The sequence below is a fragment of the Luteimonas padinae genome, assembly GCF_014652935.1.
GTDB classification, from domain to species: Bacteria; Pseudomonadota; Gammaproteobacteria; order Xanthomonadales; family Xanthomonadaceae; genus Luteimonas; species Luteimonas padinae.
On the sequence record NZ_BMZT01000002.1, the window covers coordinates 94,190 to 109,332 of the forward strand.

The window sequence follows — 15,143 nt, forward strand, 5'->3', positions numbered from 1 at the left end:
CGCCGATCGGGCATGCTGTCCCGCCCGGATCGCGAGAGGTTTCCGATGGACCGCGCACTGATGACCACCCTGTTGATCGCGGCGCTGCCGCTGGCCGGCTGCGACCGCGCCCCGTCCGCCGTCGATCCGGCAGCGACGGCCGATGCGCCCGTGCAGGCGCCCGCTGCAAGCGCACCGGCGCTGCCGGCCGAATTCGTGGTGTCCACCAACGAACCCTTCTGGCAGGCGCGGGTGGAGGGTGGCGAGGTGGTCCTGGACGGCCCCGACGTGGATGGCCGGCGTTTCAGCATCGACCGCCAGGATGAGGGCGACGGCGTGCGCGTTGTCCACGCCCGCGATGGGGCGGGCACGATCTCGGTGACGCTGAGGCCCGGTCCCTGCCAGGACAGCATGTCCGGCGCGGAGTTTCCGCACGCGGGCGAAGTGACCATCGACGGCGTCGGGCCAGCGCCGGGCTGCGCGCGTCCGGCGGGCACGCCGCCTCCGCGGCCGTCGGAGGAGTAGCCCGGGATTCCGCCGCGGCTCAGCCGGCGGCGTTCGACCTGCGCGCGGTGCCCGGCATTGGCCCCGGTTCGACCAGGATGGTGTCGCCCCAGTCGCAGGGCATGACGATGGCGACCGGGCGGCCGCTGGCGGTGGCGTCGCCGAGCGCGACCGCATGGGCCGCCATGGTCGCCTTGAAGCGGCTGTGGAAGACCTCGTCGTACGTCGCGCCGGAGACCTGGAAACCCGCCGCAATCTGCTTGATCTCGACCATTGGCGCGCCTCGCTGATTGGGTGCCCCGGCCCAGCTTCACGACTTGCTCAAGGTCGCGGCCATTCCGTTGCTGAGCGGCATCCGTGTCCGGTGCAGGGCCGTGCTGCCGGGGCATCCGCAAGCTTGCGCCGCGGCGGTCCGCAGTCCTGTCGGGCGCTTCTCCATTACGGGGTAGGAAAACTCCGAATCAGCGCGGCGGTGGCGCGGCGCCGGTCGCCTCCTCGGGAAGCAGGGTCTCGTGCGCGTGCGCGCGCTGCTCCGCCGCCAGGTGCTCGTCCAGGTCGTGGTTGACCGAGGTGTCCGCGGCGTCCCCGCCGGCGTCGGCGATTGGGGCCGACGACGTGGGCGCGGGCGGGCCTTCCACCAGCTCGGTGGTGTACTGGATGTTGCGGGGCGTCCGCACTCCGGCGCCGGCCAGGCAGGTGCGCACCGCATGGATCGCCTCGCTGCGCACCTTGCCGATGTCGCTCTGGCGCTGGTCGACCCAGGCGTAGAAGCGCAGCGTGATCCCGCTGGCGTCGTAGGCGTCCACGGTCCAGGACGGTCCCGGATCGGTGGCCACGCCATCGATCGACCGGATCGCGCCCAGCGCCAGCTCCTGCACGCGCCGGATCGACTCCTCGACGTCGAGCGGAATGGTGAACTCCAGCCGCCGCTTGGGGTTGCTGGAGAAGTTCAGCACCACCGACTTGAACACCAGCGCGTTCGGCAGGGTGAGGCGGTTGCCGTCGTGCGTGACCAGGACGGTCGCGCGCGAGGTCAGCGCGGCCACCTTGCCCTCGTGGGTGTCGTCGATGCGCAGCGACTCGCCGGGCGCGAAAGGGCGGCGGATGCTGAGCAGCACGCCGGCGACATAGTTCTCGGCGATGTCCTTGAACGCGAAGCCCAGCGCCAGGCCGAGCACTCCCGCCGAACCCATCACCGCGCCTACCAGCGCGGTGGCGCCGAGCAGGTCCAGCGCGATCAGCACCCCGCCGAGCAGCACCAGCCACTGCACCAGCTGTTGCACCAGGTTGGCGAAGAACGGGTTCTCCGCCTGCCAGTTGCGGCGCGCGATGCGGCTGCCCAGGCGGCGGCCCAGCCACTTGCCGAAGGCCCAGGCCGGGGCCACCACGACGATCGCCACCAGCAGCAGCGGCAGCGCGGCGAGCAGCCGGGTCACCTTGTCGACGGCCAGGTCGGACGCGGTGGCGACGCGGTCGGTGAAGCGCGTGCTCAGCGTCACGCCGTTGTCGACGCGCTCGATGCCCGGGTGCTGGGCGGCCACCTGTTCGGCCCGCTCGCGGTCCTCGGGGGCCAGCACCACGCCCTGCAGCGCCGCGACGCCGTCGTGCACGGTGACCGAGACGTCGGACAGGCCGGAGGTGTCCTGCAGGCGCCGGGCCAGGCGACGGCTTTCGACGAGGTCGCGAGCGGCGGACTCGGCTCCGGGTGCGGGCGCTGTGTCCGCGCTTTCGGCCGCAGCGGCATCCACGGGCACGTCGGTGCCGGCGGTGGCCGGGGGCGTGGCGGGCTCCTGGGCATGGGTCGTGCCGGTGGCGAAGACCAGGGTGAGCAGGAGGGCGGCGAAGGGTCTGGCGAGGTCTGCACGCATGCGGGAATGGTCGCATGCGCTCGTGAAGGGGCGATCGCAGCCGTCCATGCGCTGGTGGCCAGCGTCGCGCGCCCTTGCGTGGAGCGCCCTTCGCCCCGATAACGCGGGTTCGGACCCCCATCGTGCAGGAGCAGACCATGGCCACCGGCTGGGCCGGCGACGGCGCCGTGCAGGACCAGATCGACGCGACCGTGAAGGACGCCATCGAACGCGCGCGCAGCCGCCTCGGCACCGGGCCGGGGCGGGCGACCTGCGAGGAGTGCGACGCGCCGATCCCCGAGGCGCGGCGGAAGGCCGTGCCCGGCGTGCGCCTGTGCGTGGCCTGCCAGTCGGCGCTCGACAAGGACGAGGCCGGCCATGCCGGCTACAACCGCCGCGGCAGCAAGGACAGCCAGCTGCGCTGAGCCGCCTGCGCTAGGCTGCGCTTTCACACCAAGGGATCAAGACCGTGGCAGGACAGGGACGCGGGCCGGGCTGGCTGTCTTCGTGGTTCGCGCGCCTGCGCGGGGCAGGGGCCGTGGATCCGACCGGCCTGCCGCTGCCGCCTGTGCGCCTGCGCCGCCACGACGGCCATGTGTCGCTGCAGTTCCGGCGCGGCCAGACCCAGAGCCGCATGCGCGGCGCCGAGCCCGACCGCCTGCTGATCGACTACACCCGCACCATGCTCGCGGCGCTGCTGTGGCAGCCGCGCCCGGTGCGCATCGGCATCGTCGGCCTGGGCGGTGGCTCGCAGGTGAAGTTCCTGCACCGCCACCTCGCGCAGGCCCGGCTGGAGGTGGTGGAGAACCATCCCGGGGTGATCGCGCTGCGCCGCGAGTTCGGCATTCCGGACGACGATGCGCGGCTGGAGGTGCTGCTGGACGATGGTGCGCGCTTCGTCGCCGCGCGGCCCGGGCGCTACGACCTGCTGCTGGTGGACGGCTATGACGCGTCCGGCATCCCCGCCGCGCTGTCGACGCCGGCCTTCCACGCCGCCTGCCGCGACGCGCTCGCGCCCGGCGGGGTGATGGCCAGCAACCTGCATGGTGACAACCCGGCACCGCGCATCGAGCGGTTGAGGGAGGCCTTCGGGCCGGACCAGGTGCTGGTGGTGGAGGAAGAGAAGATGAGCAACCAGGTCGCCTTCGCCTGGACCGGGGACGCGCCCGACGGCCGCGATGCCTGCGTCGCCGCCGTGCACGCGGCGCTGCCCGCGCCGGCGCGGCGCGAGCTGGCGGTGGTGCTGGAGCGGATCGCGCATGCGCTGCGCGGGCGCGGCGGCGGGTCGGCAGCATGCGCGAGCTGATCCCGCTGCCGCCGGACATGCTGGAGGCGCTGCGCGCGGCCTACGCCACGCCACCGCGGGCCTACCACCACTTCGGCCATGTCGAAGCGCTGCTGCGGCTGTTCGATGAAGTCGAGGCCGGGCCTGGCTGGGCGCGGCCGCGCGAGGCCTGGTTGGCGATGCTGTATCACGACGCCGTCTACGAGCCCGGCCGCCGCGACAACGAGGCGCGCTCGGCCGCACTGGCAGCATCCTCGATCACGCGCTGGCTGCCGCACGAGGGCCTCGACGTGGCCCATGTCGCCGGGCTGATCGAGCTGACGGCGCGCCACGGCGCACTGTCACCCGATGAGCTCGGGCCTGGCCCCGACGACGACGACCGCCGCAACTTCCTCGACTGCGACATGGCCATCCTCGGCGCGGCCCCGGATGTGTTCGACGCCTACGACCGCGCGATCGCGGAGGAGTACCGCGGCGTGGTCCCGGCATGGCTGTACCGCCTCAACCGGCGCCGTTTCCTGCGCGGACTGCTGCGCCGCGAGCGCATCTACCTGGGCGACTTCTTCCATGCGCGCCTGGACGCGGCGGCGCGGGGCAACCTGCGGCGCGCGCTCGGCGTCGAACGCTGACCCGCGCCGGCGCCGTGGGCGGCTTCCCACGCCTGCCACATGCCGCGGGTATCCTTGCCTGATGGCGAAGCTCCTGCTGAACATGCGGATGGTGCCCGAGGACGAGGCGGACGATGTCCGCGCGTTCCTGGGCGAGCACCGGATCGCCTTCCACGAGACGAAGCCCAGCCGCTGGGGGATCTCCTACGGCGGGATCTGGGTGTCCGAGGACGCGGATTACCCGCGCGCGCGACAGCTGATGGACGACTACCAGGCCGCCCGCCAGGCGCGCGCGCGCGCCGAACACGCCCGCGCGCTGGCCGACGGCAGCGCCGACACCTTCGCCGCGGTCTTCCGCCGCGAGCCGCTGCGCGTGCTCGCGGTGCTGCTGGGCATCGCCGGCCTGCTGCTGCTGGTGGCGCTGCCGGTGGCCCTGCTGTGGCGGGCGGGGACATGAGCAGGACCCGGCCGGGCAGGACTCCCTACTGGCCTGACCGCTCCGCGCTGCGCCGCCGGCGCAGCGCCAGGCGCGCATTCTGGGTGGCGGTCGCGCTGGTGCTGGTGCTGCCCTGGTTCGGCTATCGCCACGCCCGCGACTGGCTGCGTCCCGAGGCCGGGGCGCCGCCGGTGCCGGTCGTGGCCGATGCGGCCAGCGTGCCTCCAGTGACCCGGGCGCAGCCTTCGGAGGCGCGTGATCCCGGCCCGCCGCTGGTCGCGGCACCCGCCGGGGGCGACGCCCGGCCCGACCCGGCCGAGAGCGATCCCGACGCCGGCATCGATGCCATCGGCCGCGACGCGCGTGCCGGTGACGGCGAGGGCGCCGCGGCGCGGCTCGCCGACCTCGGCGCCAGGGTCCATCGCGAGGTGCTGCTGGCCGATCGCGGCAGCGCGATCCGCCGCGAAGCGGCGCGGCGCGACGTATCCGACATCGCCGGCGTGCGCGCGGCCGGCTGGGTCGACCGGATGACCGTGCTGCTGGTGATGTCCTCGCGCGGCGGGTATTCGACCATCGCCGAAGCCTGCCGGCGCCTGGCCAGGCACGGCGACGTGACCGGCCTCGCGGTGCGCGTGCAGGAAGTCGCGGGCGACGAGGTCGCGGCCGGGGCGCTGCAGGGCGAATGCAGGCCCGGCCTGCAGGCCTCGGGCCCGGTCGATCCGCTGCAGCCCTTCCCAGGCACCCCGCTGCGCGCCCGGGGCGGGCAGGGCGCGCTGGCGGACGCCGAACCGGAGGATCCGGAAGCCGCGCAAGCGCGTCGCCTGCGCGAGGAGGAAAGCCTGCGCATCCTCAGCGAAAGCACGCCCGAACTGCCCGCCGCACCGCAACCCCGGGCCGACCCTGACGCGCGCTGAACGCACGCGGCTTATCATCCCCACGCATCCTTCACGATCCGGATCCCGCCTTTGGACCTGTGCCACCGCTACGCCGCCGCCGCGCTCGCGTTCGTCTTCCTCGCATCCACGGGCTGTGCCCGCGACGACGTTCCGGCGGCCGGCGCCGCCCAGCCGCCGGCCACCAGCGCGCCGCCGCCCGCGCCGCGCACCTCGCTTGAGCCCGACCCCGCCACGGCGCCGATCGAGCGCGCGGCGCCGCCGACGCTGCAGCCCGTCGCGCTTGGCGACTTCGTGGCCGCCGACCGCGTGGCCACCGCGATGACCGGTGCGATCGAGATCGCCGACGCGCGCATCAGCGGCGCCAACGGCGCGGCCTTCGTCACCGAGCGCGTGGCCATCGTCCGCGGTGGCGACGAGTACAGCGCCGGCGAGCGCTATGCCGACATGATGAGCATCGACGCCGGCCATCCGGTGGAGTTGCGGCGGGTGCTGGACGAGGTCCGTGGACAGGACGGCCAGGGCTTCTGCGGCAGCATGAAGACCGGCTTCCTGGCGCTGGCCAGCTACGAAGAGGCCGGCTTCCAGGTGGTGAAGCTGCTCGCGCTGCAGGGCGACGGCATTCCCGCCGCCACCGCCACCGATACCCGGCTCTGCGCCGCCACCAGCTACGAAGCCGCGCCCTGAGTCAGGCGACCTGGCCCGCCGCGCGGCCCGAAGCCCAGGCCCACTGGAAGTTGTAGCCGCCGAGCCAGCCGGTCACGTCCACGACCTCGCCGATGAAGAAGAGGCCCGGCACCAGGCGCGACATCATCGTCGTCGACGACAGCCCGTCGGTATCGACGCCGCCGAGCGTGACTTCCGCGGTGCGATAGCCCTCGGTGCCGCTGGCCACGACCGGCCACGCCGACAGCGCCGCCGCGGCGCGCGCCAGCATCGGCTCGTCGAACTGCCGCAGCGGCCGGTCGCCGAGCCAGTGTTCGCACAGCCGCTGGGCAAAGCGCCTGGGCATGCGCTCGGCCAGGACCGTGCGCAGCTCGCTGGCCGGCCGCGCCGCGCGCTGCGCCCGCAGCCAGTCGAGCGCGTCGGTGCCCGGGAGCAGGTCGATCGACAGCGCCTGCCCGGGTTCCCAGTAGGAGGACGCCTGCAGGATCGCCGGCCCGCTGAGCCCGCGATGGGTGACCAGCATGGCGTTGCGGAACGACGGCCCGCGGGCCGTGGCCTCGACCTCCAGCGCGACGCCGCTGAGGCCGTCCAGCCGCTCGGCGTGGCTGCCGGTGAGCACCAGCGGCACCAGTCCGGCGCGCGTGGGCAGCACGTGGTGTCCGAACTGCTTCGCCAGGGCATAGCCCAGGCCGCTGCCGCCGAGGCTGGGGATCGACAGGCCGCCGCTGGCCACCACCAGTGACGCGGCGGCGACGCGACCCCGCGCGGTCTCGACGACGAAGCCCTCGCCCTCGCGCGCGACGCCGTGGACGTCGCAGCCGGTGTCGACGTGGACGCCGGCATCGGCGCATTCGTCGAGCAGCATGCGCACGATCTGCTTCGATGAGTCGTCGCAGAACAGCTGGCCGAGTTCCTTCTCGTGCCAGGCGATGCCGTGGCGGTCGACGAGGTCGATTAAGTCGGCGGGCGTGTAGCGTGCCAGCGCCGACTTGCAGAAGTGGGGATTGGCCGAGATGAAATTGGCGGGCGTGGTGCCGGTGTTGGTGAAATTGCAGCGGCCGCCGCCGGACATCAGGATCTTCTTGCCGGGCTTGTTCGCGCGCTCGACCACGCGCACGCGCCGGCCACGCTGGCCGGCCGTCATCGCGCACATCAGGCCCGCGGCGCCGGCCCCGATGACCAGCACGTCGCAGGAAATCGTCATCGCGACAGGATAGCGGGTGGGGCGTAGCTCGATCCGCCTTCGGGGGGATCTGCCTGCTGTTTTGGGGACAAATGTGGGGGGCTTGGTATCTCGTAGGGAGCGTGCTTCGGGAGGGCGCGCGCGGCGGGAGGCGGCTGGCGGGGGGAGTGCTCCGCCCGGCCGCAGACGTCCGTGTCTGAAGCCGGGGCGTGGGCCATCCATGGCCTACTCTCCGCACTCCCCCCGCCATCCACCTCCCGCACGACCGGCATCGGCCTCGTGGAGGTCGGGCTGCCGTGAGTTCGTGGAGTCCGGTCAACCTCGAAGTCGCATGTTGGAGAGTCGCCGAAGCCGCGCGCCACCAGCCACCGAAGCGGGGCGCTGTGGGGTGGGGATGGACAGCGCACATGGATGTGCGCGGTAGGCGAATCAGCCATGGATGGCTGCTTCGCCGGTCCATCCCCACCCCGCAGCGACACGCTCCCCCACGAAGCCGTATGCCCAACGGCATCCGGCATCCGGCACCCGGCACCCGGCACCCGGCACCCGGCACCCCGCACCCCGCACCCCGCACCCCGCACCCCGCACCCCGCACCCCGCACCCCGCACCCCGCACCCGCACCCCGCACCCCGCACCCCGCACCCGGTACCCGGCTCCGGCTCCGGCTCCGGCGTTGCGCACCCGGCTGCGCGGTGTGCGCCGCTGCTGCAGCCGGTCCACGTAGAATGTCCGGATGCACGAACAGGCACGTCATCACCGTCATCGAATGGCCAGCGCCGCGACCGCAGAGCGGCGTGCAGGGGCGCGCCCGTGACCTGGCTGGGCCTGGTCGCGATCGTCATCGGCCTGTACCTGGCGTTCAAGGTCGCCGGCGTGGTGCTGAAGCTCGCCCTGTGGCTGCTGATCGTGGTCGCCGCCTACTGGTGGCTGGCGCCGATGTTCGGCTGGCCACCGCTCGAGGAAGTGATCCACGTCCTCGGCCCCTGAGCCGGCGGACCTGGAATCTTGCAGGAGCAGCTATGGCTGCGACCGGGTGTGCGGTGGGCCCGGGTCGCAGCTTCAGTTGCTCCTGCAGGGTTGCTTCGGCAGTTTCGTGAGGCCTTGCGGCTCACTCGGAGTGCGGGCCCTTGCGGTGCGGGTTGCGCGGCGGGAAGGGCTTCCTGCCGAAGGTCTTCTTCGGGAACGGCTTGCGGCCCGGCACTTTGCCCGCCGTGTCGGGGGCCTCGCCGTCGCGCGTGATGCGCAGCTGCTGGCCCGCGCACCAGACACCCTTCAGGTGAGCCATCGTCTCCGGCGGCATGCCCTCGGGCAGGTCGATCAGGCTGTGGTCCTCGAAGATCTCGATGCGGCCGATGTGCTTCGCCTCGAGATTGGCCTCGTTGGCGATGGCGCCGACGATGTTGCCCGGCTTCACGCCGTGGTCGTAGCCGACCTCGACGCGGAAGGTCTGCATGCCGGCCTGCGGCGGACGCGGCACGCGCTCCTTCTTCGGGAAGGCGGGACGGTCGCCGCGATCAGCGCGTTCGTGGCGGGCCGGATGCTCGCGGTTCCCGCGCTCGCCGAAGGCAGGCGCCGGCCTGGGTTCACGCTTGGGCGCCTCCATCAGCAGCGGCACGTCGCCGCGCGCCATCTTCGCCAGCGCCGCGGCGATCTCCACCGCCGGGACGTTGAACTCCTGCTCGTAGTCCTCGACCAGCGACTGGAACAGCGACAGCCCGCCGCCGGCCAGGGTGTCGGTGATCGACTGCTTGAACTTGCCGATGCGCGCGTCGTTGACGTTCTCCACCGTCGGCAGGTCCATCTGCTCGATCGGCTGGCGCGTCGCGCGCTCGATCGCGCGCAGCAGGTTGCGCTCGCGCGGGGCGATGAACAGGATCGCCTCGCCGCTGCGCCCGGCGCGGCCGGTGCGGCCGATGCGGTGGACGTAGCTCTCGGTGTCGTAGGGCACGTCGTAGTTCAGCACGTGGCTGATGCGGTCGACGTCCAGGCCGCGGGCGGCGACGTCGGTCGCCACCAGGATGTCGACCTTGCCGTCCTTGAGCTGGGCGATGGTGCGCTCGCGCTGGGCCTGGGCGATGTCGCCGTTGATGGCGGCCGCGGCGAATCCACGCGCCTGCAGCTTCTCCGCCAGCTCTTCGGTGGCGATCTTGGTGCGGGTGAACACGATCATGCCGTCGAAGGGCTCGGCCTCGAGGATGCGCGTGACCGCGTCGAGCTTGTTGGTGCCGCTGACCATCCAGTAGCGCTGGCGGATGTTGCGCGCCGTGCTGGTGGCGGACTTGATCGCGACCTCGATCGGGTCCTTCAGGTAGGTCTGCGCGATGCGTCGGATCGGCGGCGGCATGGTGGCCGAGAACAGCGCCACCTGGCGCGTTTCCGGCGTCCGCGCCAGCACCGCCTCGACGTCGTCGATGAAGCCCATGCGCAGCATCTCGTCGGCTTCGTCCAGCACCAGCATGCGCAGCTCGGACAGGTCCAGCGAGCCCTTCTCGATGTGGTCGATCACGCGGCCCGGGGTGCCCACGACCACCTGCACGCCGCGGCGCAGCGCCTGCAGCTGCGGGCCGTAGCCCTGTCCGCCGTAGATTGGCAGCACCTGGAAGCCGGGCATGAAGGCGGCGTATTTCTGGAAGGCCTCGGCCACCTGGATCGCCAGCTCGCGGGTCGGCGCCAGCACCAGCACCTGCGGCTTGCGCGCGGACGCGTCCAGGCGCGCCATCGCCGGCAGCGCGAAGGCGGCGGTCTTGCCGGTGCCGGTCTGGGCCTGGCCGAGCACGTCGCGGCCTTCCAGCAGCGGCGGGATGGTGGCGGCCTGGATCGGCGAGGGGGCTTCGTAGCCCACCGCGGCCAGGGCCTGCAGCAGCGGCTGCGGCAGGCCAAGGTCGGTGAACAGGATGGCGGGGGCTTCGGAACTCATCTGCGGCCTCGATTCGGGGCCGGGACGGCCTTGCGGGGCTGCGGATTCTACGCTTCGCGGTGCCTGCGTGTCGTCAGCGCAGCCGCGTCGCCAGGCGCTGGCCGAGCCGGACCGGCGTTTCCGCGCCGAGGCCCGCGGCCAGTTCGGCCACGCCGGGGGGCAGCAGCACGATCACGGTGGAGCCGTAGTTGAACCGCGCCATCTCGGCGAAGCGCGCGAGTTCGACCGTGGCGCCGCCCACGTAGTCCTTGCTGGTGACGCGGTCGCCGTAGGGGGGGATCTCCTCGCCGCTCCACACCGTTTCCACGCCCGACACCAGCAGCGCGCCGACCATCACCACCGCCATCGGGCCGAAATCGGTGGCGAAGTGGCAGACCAGGCGCTCGTTGCGCGCGAACAGGCGCGGCACGTGTGCCACCGCCGCCGGGCCGACGCTGAAAAGCCGGCCGGGGACGTGGACCGTGCGCAGCAGCCGGCCGTTCCAGGGCATGTGCACGCGGTGGTAGTCCTTCGGGGACAGGTAGACCGTGGCGAACAGGCCGCCGTCGTAGGGCGCGGCGGCGGCCTCGTCGGCGAGCAGCTCGGCGGCTGTGAACGAGCGGCCCTTGGCCTGGAAGATGCGGCCGCCTTCGATCGGCCCGCACTGGCTGATGCGGCCGTCGGCCGGCATCAGGATCGCGTCGGGGTCGGCATCGGCCGCGCGCGCGCCGGGGCGCAGGGCGCGGGTGAAGAAGGCGTTGAACGTGGGATAGGCGGCGGGGTCGGACTGGGCCGCCTCCGACAGGTCCACGCCGAAGCGGCGTACCACGGTGTCGATCAGCCACGCGCGCAGGCGCGGGTTGTCGGAGTACGCCAGGCGGCGCGCGGCCGAGGACAGCAGACGGTGCGGCAGGGCGTAGGTGAGCGCGGTGGCGAGGCTCACTGCAGGACCTCGCCGGTCAGCGCGGTGAGGTCGGCGGCGATCGCGGCCGGCTCCAGCGGCGCCTGCACGACGCCGGCCATGCGGCCCTCCGGGTCGAGCACGGCGAGCGCGGCGGAATGATCGATGGTGTACGCATCCTCGGGCGCGCCGTCGGGGCCGGGGACCTTCATGAACACCAGCGACAGCGAGCGCGCGAACGCCTCCAGCGACGGAATGTCGGCGGTGGCGGCCAGCGTGTCGCGATGGAAGAAGGCGGCGTATTCGCCGATGCGGTCCGGGCTGTCGCGCTCGGGGTCGACCGAGACGAACAGCACCCGCGGCCGCCTGGCCTCGGGCAGGGCTTCCCATTCCTTCTGCGCGCGCGACAGGTCGGCCAGCGTGGTCGGGCAGACGTCCGGGCAGTGGGTGAAGCCGAGGAACACCAGGGTCCAGTGGCCGTGCAGTTCGCCGGGCACCAGCTGGGTGCCGTCGGACTGCTGCAGGGCGAAGGGCGGCAGCTCGCGCGCCTGCGGGAACAGGCGCACCGTCTGCAGCTCGGGGCGGGGCGGGGCGTCGTTGCGGCCGAACCAGCGCTGCGACGCCACCAGGCCAAGGCCGGCGGCGAGGGCGATCACGAGCACGATCAGGATGCTGCGGTTGAACATGGGGCCTCGTGGCGTCCGGGGGCGGGCCATCATAGCGGCCCGCGCGGGGCGCGGCATGGCTTCCCTATATACTGCGTGGCCCCGGCGGAACGCGCCGCGAAACGCGCCATGACGACCCATCAGCTCCAGACCATCATCGACCTGATCCGCTACGGCGCCAGCCGCTTCAACGCGGCGGGCCTGACCTTCGGCCACAGCTACGACAACGCCCTGGACGAAGCCACGCAGCTGACCCTGCACGCGCTGCACCTGCCGCACGACCTCAGCCCGGTCTACGGCCAGGCGCGGGTGACCGAGGCCGAGAAGGAGGACGTGCTGGGCCTCTTCATCCGCCGCATCGAGGAGCGCATCCCGGCGGCCTACCTGTGCGGCGAGGCCTGGTTCGCCGGGCTCAGCTTCAAGAGCGACCCGCGTGCGCTGGTGCCGCGTTCGCCGATCGCCGAACTCATCGAGTCCGGCTTCGAGCCCTGGCTGGCCGGGCGCGAGGTGCGCCGGGCGCTGGACCTGTGCACCGGCTCGGGCTGCATCGCGATCGCGATGGCGCACTGGAACCCGGACTGGCACGTAGACGGCGTCGACCTGAGCGACGACGCGCTGGCGCTCGCGCGCGAGAACGAGCGCCGGCTGGACGTGCACAACACCCGCTTCCTGCGCTCGGACCTGTTCACCGCGCTGCAGGGCGAGCATTACGACCTGATCGTCACCAACCCGCCCTACGTCACCAACGACGAGACCGACGCGCTGCCGCGCGAGTACTCGTACGAGCCCGAGATGGGCCTGCGCGCCGGCGACGACGGCCTCGACCTGGTGCTGGAGATCCTGCGCGACGCGCCGCTGCACCTCTCCGAGGACGGCCTGCTCATCTGCGAAGTCGGCGAGGCCGAGCGCGCGCTGTCGCGCCTGCTGCCCGAGCTGCCGCTGATGTGGATCGAGTTCAAGGTCGGCCAGATGGGCGTGTTCGTCGTCGAGCGCCACGACCTGGTCACGCACAACGCGCGCATCGCCGCGCTGGCGGCCGAGCGCGGTCGCGGGGCGCCCGCCGCGGTGCCGTCGCAGCGGCCGCGCGGCGCCGACCCGGACAGCCTGTTCTGATGCGCGCACCCGCGGGCCAGGCGTCGCGCGGGGCGCGGCCGTGAACACCTTCGGGCAGCTGCTGCGCGTCACCACCTTCGGCGAGTCCCACGGGCCGGCGATCGGCTGCGTGGTCGACGGCTGCCCGCCGGGCATCGCGCTGGCACCGGGGGACTTCGCGCACGACCTCGAACGCCGGGCGACCGGCCGTAGCCGCCACACCTCCGCCCGGCGCGAGGAGGATGCGGTCGAGATCCTCTCCGGCGTCTACGAAGGCGTGACCACCGGGACCCCGATCGCGCTGCTGGTCCGCAACACCGATGCCCGCAGCAGGGATTACACGGCCATCGCCTCGCAGTTCCGCCCCGGCCACGCCGACTACGCCTACTGGCAGAAGTACGGCATCCGCGACCCGCGCGGCGGCGGCCGCAGCTCGGCGCGCGAGACCACGATGCGCGTGGCCGCGGGTGTAATCGCTAAGAAGTGGCTGGCGGACCGCCACGGCGTGCGCGTGCGCGGCCACCTCGCGCAGATCGGCGACGTGCAGCCGCATGCGCACGACTGGGATGCCGTCGAAGCCAACCCGTTCTTCTGGCCGGACGCCGCGCAGGTGCCGGAACTCGAGGCGTACATGGACGCGCTGCGCAAGTCCGGCGATTCGGTCGGCGCGCGCGTCACCGTGGTCGCCGACGGCGTGCCGCCGGGCTGGGGCGAGCCGGTGTACGGCAAGCTCGACGCCGGCATCGCCGCGGCGATGATGTCGATCAACGCGGTCAAGGGCGTGGAGATCGGAGACGGCTTCGCCAGCGTCGCGCAGAAGGGCAGCGTGCACCGCGACGTGATGACGCCCGAAGGCTTCCTGACCAATCATGCCGGCGGCGTGCTCGGCGGCATCAGCAGCGGCCAGCAGGTGGTGTGCTCGGTGGCCTTCAAGCCGACCTCGAGCCTGCGCCTGCCGGTCGAAGGCCTGGACGTCGACGGCCGCGTGGTGGACATCGTCACCACCGGCCGCCACGACCCCTGCGTCGGCATCCGCGCCACCCCGATCTGCGAGGCGATGCTGGCGCTGGAGCTGATGGACCAGGCGCTGCGGCATCGCGCGCAGTGCGGGGACGTCGGCAACGTGGCGCCGCGAATCCCGGCGTCGGCCGGCGGTCGCGATGATGGCTGAGCCGCGTCCGCGCGTCTGGGTGTCGCAGCCGCTGTACCCGGACATCGAGGCGCGCCTGGACGCCTGGTTCGATGTCACCCGCACGTCGCAGGTCACCGACCATGCGCCCGACGCCATCGCCGCCGCGCTGGCTGAGGCCGACGGCGCACTGGTGACGCTGAACGACCGCATCGGCGCGGCCGAGGTGGCGAACGCACTGAGGCTGCGCGCCGTCGCCAACGTCGGCGTCGGCTACAACAACCTCGACGTCGCGGCGCTGGCCGCGCGCGGCATCGTCGCCACCAACACGCCGGGCGTGCTGACCGAGACCACCGCCGACTTCGGCTTCGCCCTGATGATGGCCGCCGCGCGGCGGATCACCGAGGCCGAGCACTGGCTGCGCGAAGGCCGCTGGCAGGGCTGGGGCTTCCACCAGCTGCTGGGTGCCGACATCCACGGCAGCACGCTGGGCATCCTCGGCATGGGCCGCATCGGCCAGGGCATCGCCCGCCGCGCGCGCGGCTTCGACATGCGCGTGCTGTACCACAACCGCAGCCGGCTGCCGGAGGCGATCGAACGCGACTGCGCCGCCACATGGGTGGAGCGCGACGCACTGTTCGCCGACGCCGACCACCTGGTGCTGGTGCTGCCATACACCGCGGCCAACCACCACATCGTCGACGCCGCGGCGCTGGCGCGCATGAAGCCGACGGCTACGCTGACCAGCATCGCCCGCGGCGGCCTCATCGACGAAGACGCGCTGGCCGACGCGCTGCAGGCCGGGCGCCTGGCCGCGGCGGGGCTGGACGTGTTCGAGGGCGAGCCCGTGGTCAACCCACGCCTGCTGGACTGTCGCAACGTCGTGCTGACGCCGCACATCGCCAGCGCCAGCCTGCCGACGCGCAGGGCGATGGTGTCGCTGGCGGTGGACAACCTCATCGCGGCGATGGGGTTCGGGCCGGATGCGGGGCGGCCGCCCAGCGTGGTGACCGCGCCGATGGCGACCTGAGTCGGAAGGCAGCGCCTGGGCGCTCGTC

16 protein-coding genes and 1 pseudogene are annotated in these 15,143 nt (G+C 72.9%); 11 read left to right on the forward strand and 6 right to left on the reverse strand.

Translation table 11 applies throughout. From position 1 onward, the window contains the following. Positions 1-60: 60 nt before the first annotated feature. Positions 61-504: a hypothetical protein gene (locus tag IE168_RS02285; RefSeq protein WP_189494821.1), complete on the forward strand. Its 444-nt coding sequence runs from the start codon at positions 61-63 to the stop codon at positions 502-504. A 19-nt stretch (positions 505-523) separates the two neighbouring features. Here IE168_RS02285 and IE168_RS02290 read toward each other — a convergent pair whose 3' ends face one another. Together IE168_RS02290 and IE168_RS02295 are read right to left on the reverse strand one after the other, a co-directional pair. Beyond that, entirely contained in the window at positions 524-757 is a 234-nt protein-coding gene (locus IE168_RS02290) for a hypothetical protein (RefSeq protein ID WP_189494822.1), read from the reverse strand. Positions 758-944: 187 nt separating this feature from the next. After that, a complete protein-coding gene (locus tag IE168_RS02295; RefSeq protein ID WP_189494824.1) occupies positions 945-2,351 on the reverse strand; it encodes a mechanosensitive ion channel family protein in 1,407 nt (468 codons plus the stop codon). A gap of 137 nt (positions 2,352-2,488) precedes the next feature. On the opposite strand from IE168_RS02295, the gene IE168_RS02300 reads away from it, so the two are divergent. From IE168_RS02300 to IE168_RS02325, 6 genes are all read left to right on the forward strand, one after another. After that, positions 2,489-2,755 carry a DksA/TraR family C4-type zinc finger protein gene (locus IE168_RS02300; RefSeq protein WP_189494826.1) on the forward strand — a complete coding sequence of 89 codons (267 nt, stop codon included), beginning with the start codon at positions 2,489-2,491 and terminating at the stop codon, positions 2,753-2,755. A 44-nt stretch (positions 2,756-2,799) separates the two neighbouring features. Continuing rightward, the gene (locus IE168_RS02305; RefSeq protein ID WP_189494829.1) at positions 2,800-3,636 is read left to right on the forward strand and encodes a spermine/spermidine synthase domain-containing protein; all 837 of its coding nucleotides are present in this window, start codon (positions 2,800-2,802) and stop codon (positions 3,634-3,636) included. Beyond that, positions 3,624-4,244 carry an HD domain-containing protein gene (locus IE168_RS02310; RefSeq protein ID WP_189494831.1) on the forward strand — a complete coding sequence of 207 codons (621 nt, stop codon included), beginning with the start codon at positions 3,624-3,626 and terminating at the stop codon, positions 4,242-4,244. The genes IE168_RS02305 and IE168_RS02310 overlap by 13 nt, the downstream gene beginning before the upstream one ends. 61 nt (positions 4,245-4,305) lie before the next feature. Beyond that, positions 4,306-4,680 carry a DUF6164 family protein gene (locus IE168_RS02315; protein ID WP_189494833.1) on the forward strand — a complete coding sequence of 125 codons (375 nt, stop codon included), beginning with the start codon at positions 4,306-4,308 and terminating at the stop codon, positions 4,678-4,680. After that, entirely contained in the window at positions 4,677-5,573 is an 897-nt protein-coding gene (locus IE168_RS02320; protein ID WP_189494835.1) for a hypothetical protein, read from the forward strand. The genes IE168_RS02315 and IE168_RS02320 overlap by 4 nt, the downstream gene beginning before the upstream one ends. 51 nt (positions 5,574-5,624) lie before the next feature. Continuing rightward, on the forward strand, positions 5,625-6,239 hold the full coding sequence (locus tag IE168_RS02325; RefSeq protein ID WP_189494837.1) for a hypothetical protein: 615 nt from the start codon (positions 5,625-5,627) through the stop codon (positions 6,237-6,239). 1 nt (position 6,240) lies between these two features. Here IE168_RS02325 and IE168_RS02330 read toward each other — a convergent pair whose 3' ends face one another. Further along, a complete protein-coding gene (locus IE168_RS02330) occupies positions 6,241-7,422 on the reverse strand; it encodes a BaiN/RdsA family NAD(P)/FAD-dependent oxidoreductase (RefSeq protein WP_189494839.1) in 1,182 nt (393 codons plus the stop codon). Positions 7,423-8,212: 790 nt separating this feature from the next. Between IE168_RS02330 and IE168_RS02335 the strand changes: the two genes are divergently transcribed. Next, positions 8,213-8,389: a hypothetical protein gene (locus IE168_RS02335; RefSeq protein ID WP_189494841.1), complete on the forward strand. Its 177-nt coding sequence runs from the start codon at positions 8,213-8,215 to the stop codon at positions 8,387-8,389. 121 nt (positions 8,390-8,510) lie between these two features. On the opposite strand, the gene IE168_RS02340 is transcribed toward IE168_RS02335, so the two are convergent. The 3 genes from IE168_RS02340 to IE168_RS02350 form a co-directional block, all read right to left on the reverse strand. Continuing rightward, positions 8,511-10,319, reverse strand: coding sequence for a DEAD/DEAH box helicase (locus tag IE168_RS02340; protein ID WP_189494843.1), 1,809 nt, complete (start codon positions 10,317-10,319; stop codon positions 8,511-8,513). Positions 10,320-10,392: 73 nt separating this feature from the next. Next, the gene (asd, locus tag IE168_RS02345; RefSeq protein ID WP_189494845.1) at positions 10,393-11,241 is read right to left on the reverse strand and encodes an archaetidylserine decarboxylase; all 849 of its coding nucleotides are present in this window, start codon (positions 11,239-11,241) and stop codon (positions 10,393-10,395) included. After that, entirely contained in the window at positions 11,238-11,885 is a 648-nt protein-coding gene (locus IE168_RS02350; RefSeq protein WP_189494847.1) for an SCO family protein, read from the reverse strand. The genes asd and IE168_RS02350 overlap by 4 nt, the downstream gene beginning before the upstream one ends. A gap of 108 nt (positions 11,886-11,993) precedes the next feature. Between IE168_RS02350 and prmB the strand changes: the two are divergent. The 3 genes and pseudogenes from prmB to IE168_RS02365 all read left to right on the forward strand — a co-directional run. Next, a pseudogene (gene prmB, locus IE168_RS02355) lies at positions 11,994-12,908 on the forward strand (50S ribosomal protein L3 N(5)-glutamine methyltransferase); the annotation flags it as partial. Between the two features lie 109 nt (positions 12,909-13,017). Then, positions 13,018-14,127 (forward strand): chorismate synthase, encoded by a 1,110-nt coding sequence (gene aroC / locus IE168_RS02360; protein WP_189494851.1) that lies wholly within the window; start codon positions 13,018-13,020, stop codon positions 14,125-14,127. Continuing rightward, positions 14,120-15,115, forward strand: coding sequence for a 2-hydroxyacid dehydrogenase (locus IE168_RS02365; protein ID WP_189495278.1), 996 nt, complete (start codon positions 14,120-14,122; stop codon positions 15,113-15,115). Before aroC ends, IE168_RS02365 begins: the two co-directional genes overlap by 8 nt. The last annotated feature ends 28 nt before the right edge of the window (positions 15,116-15,143 follow it).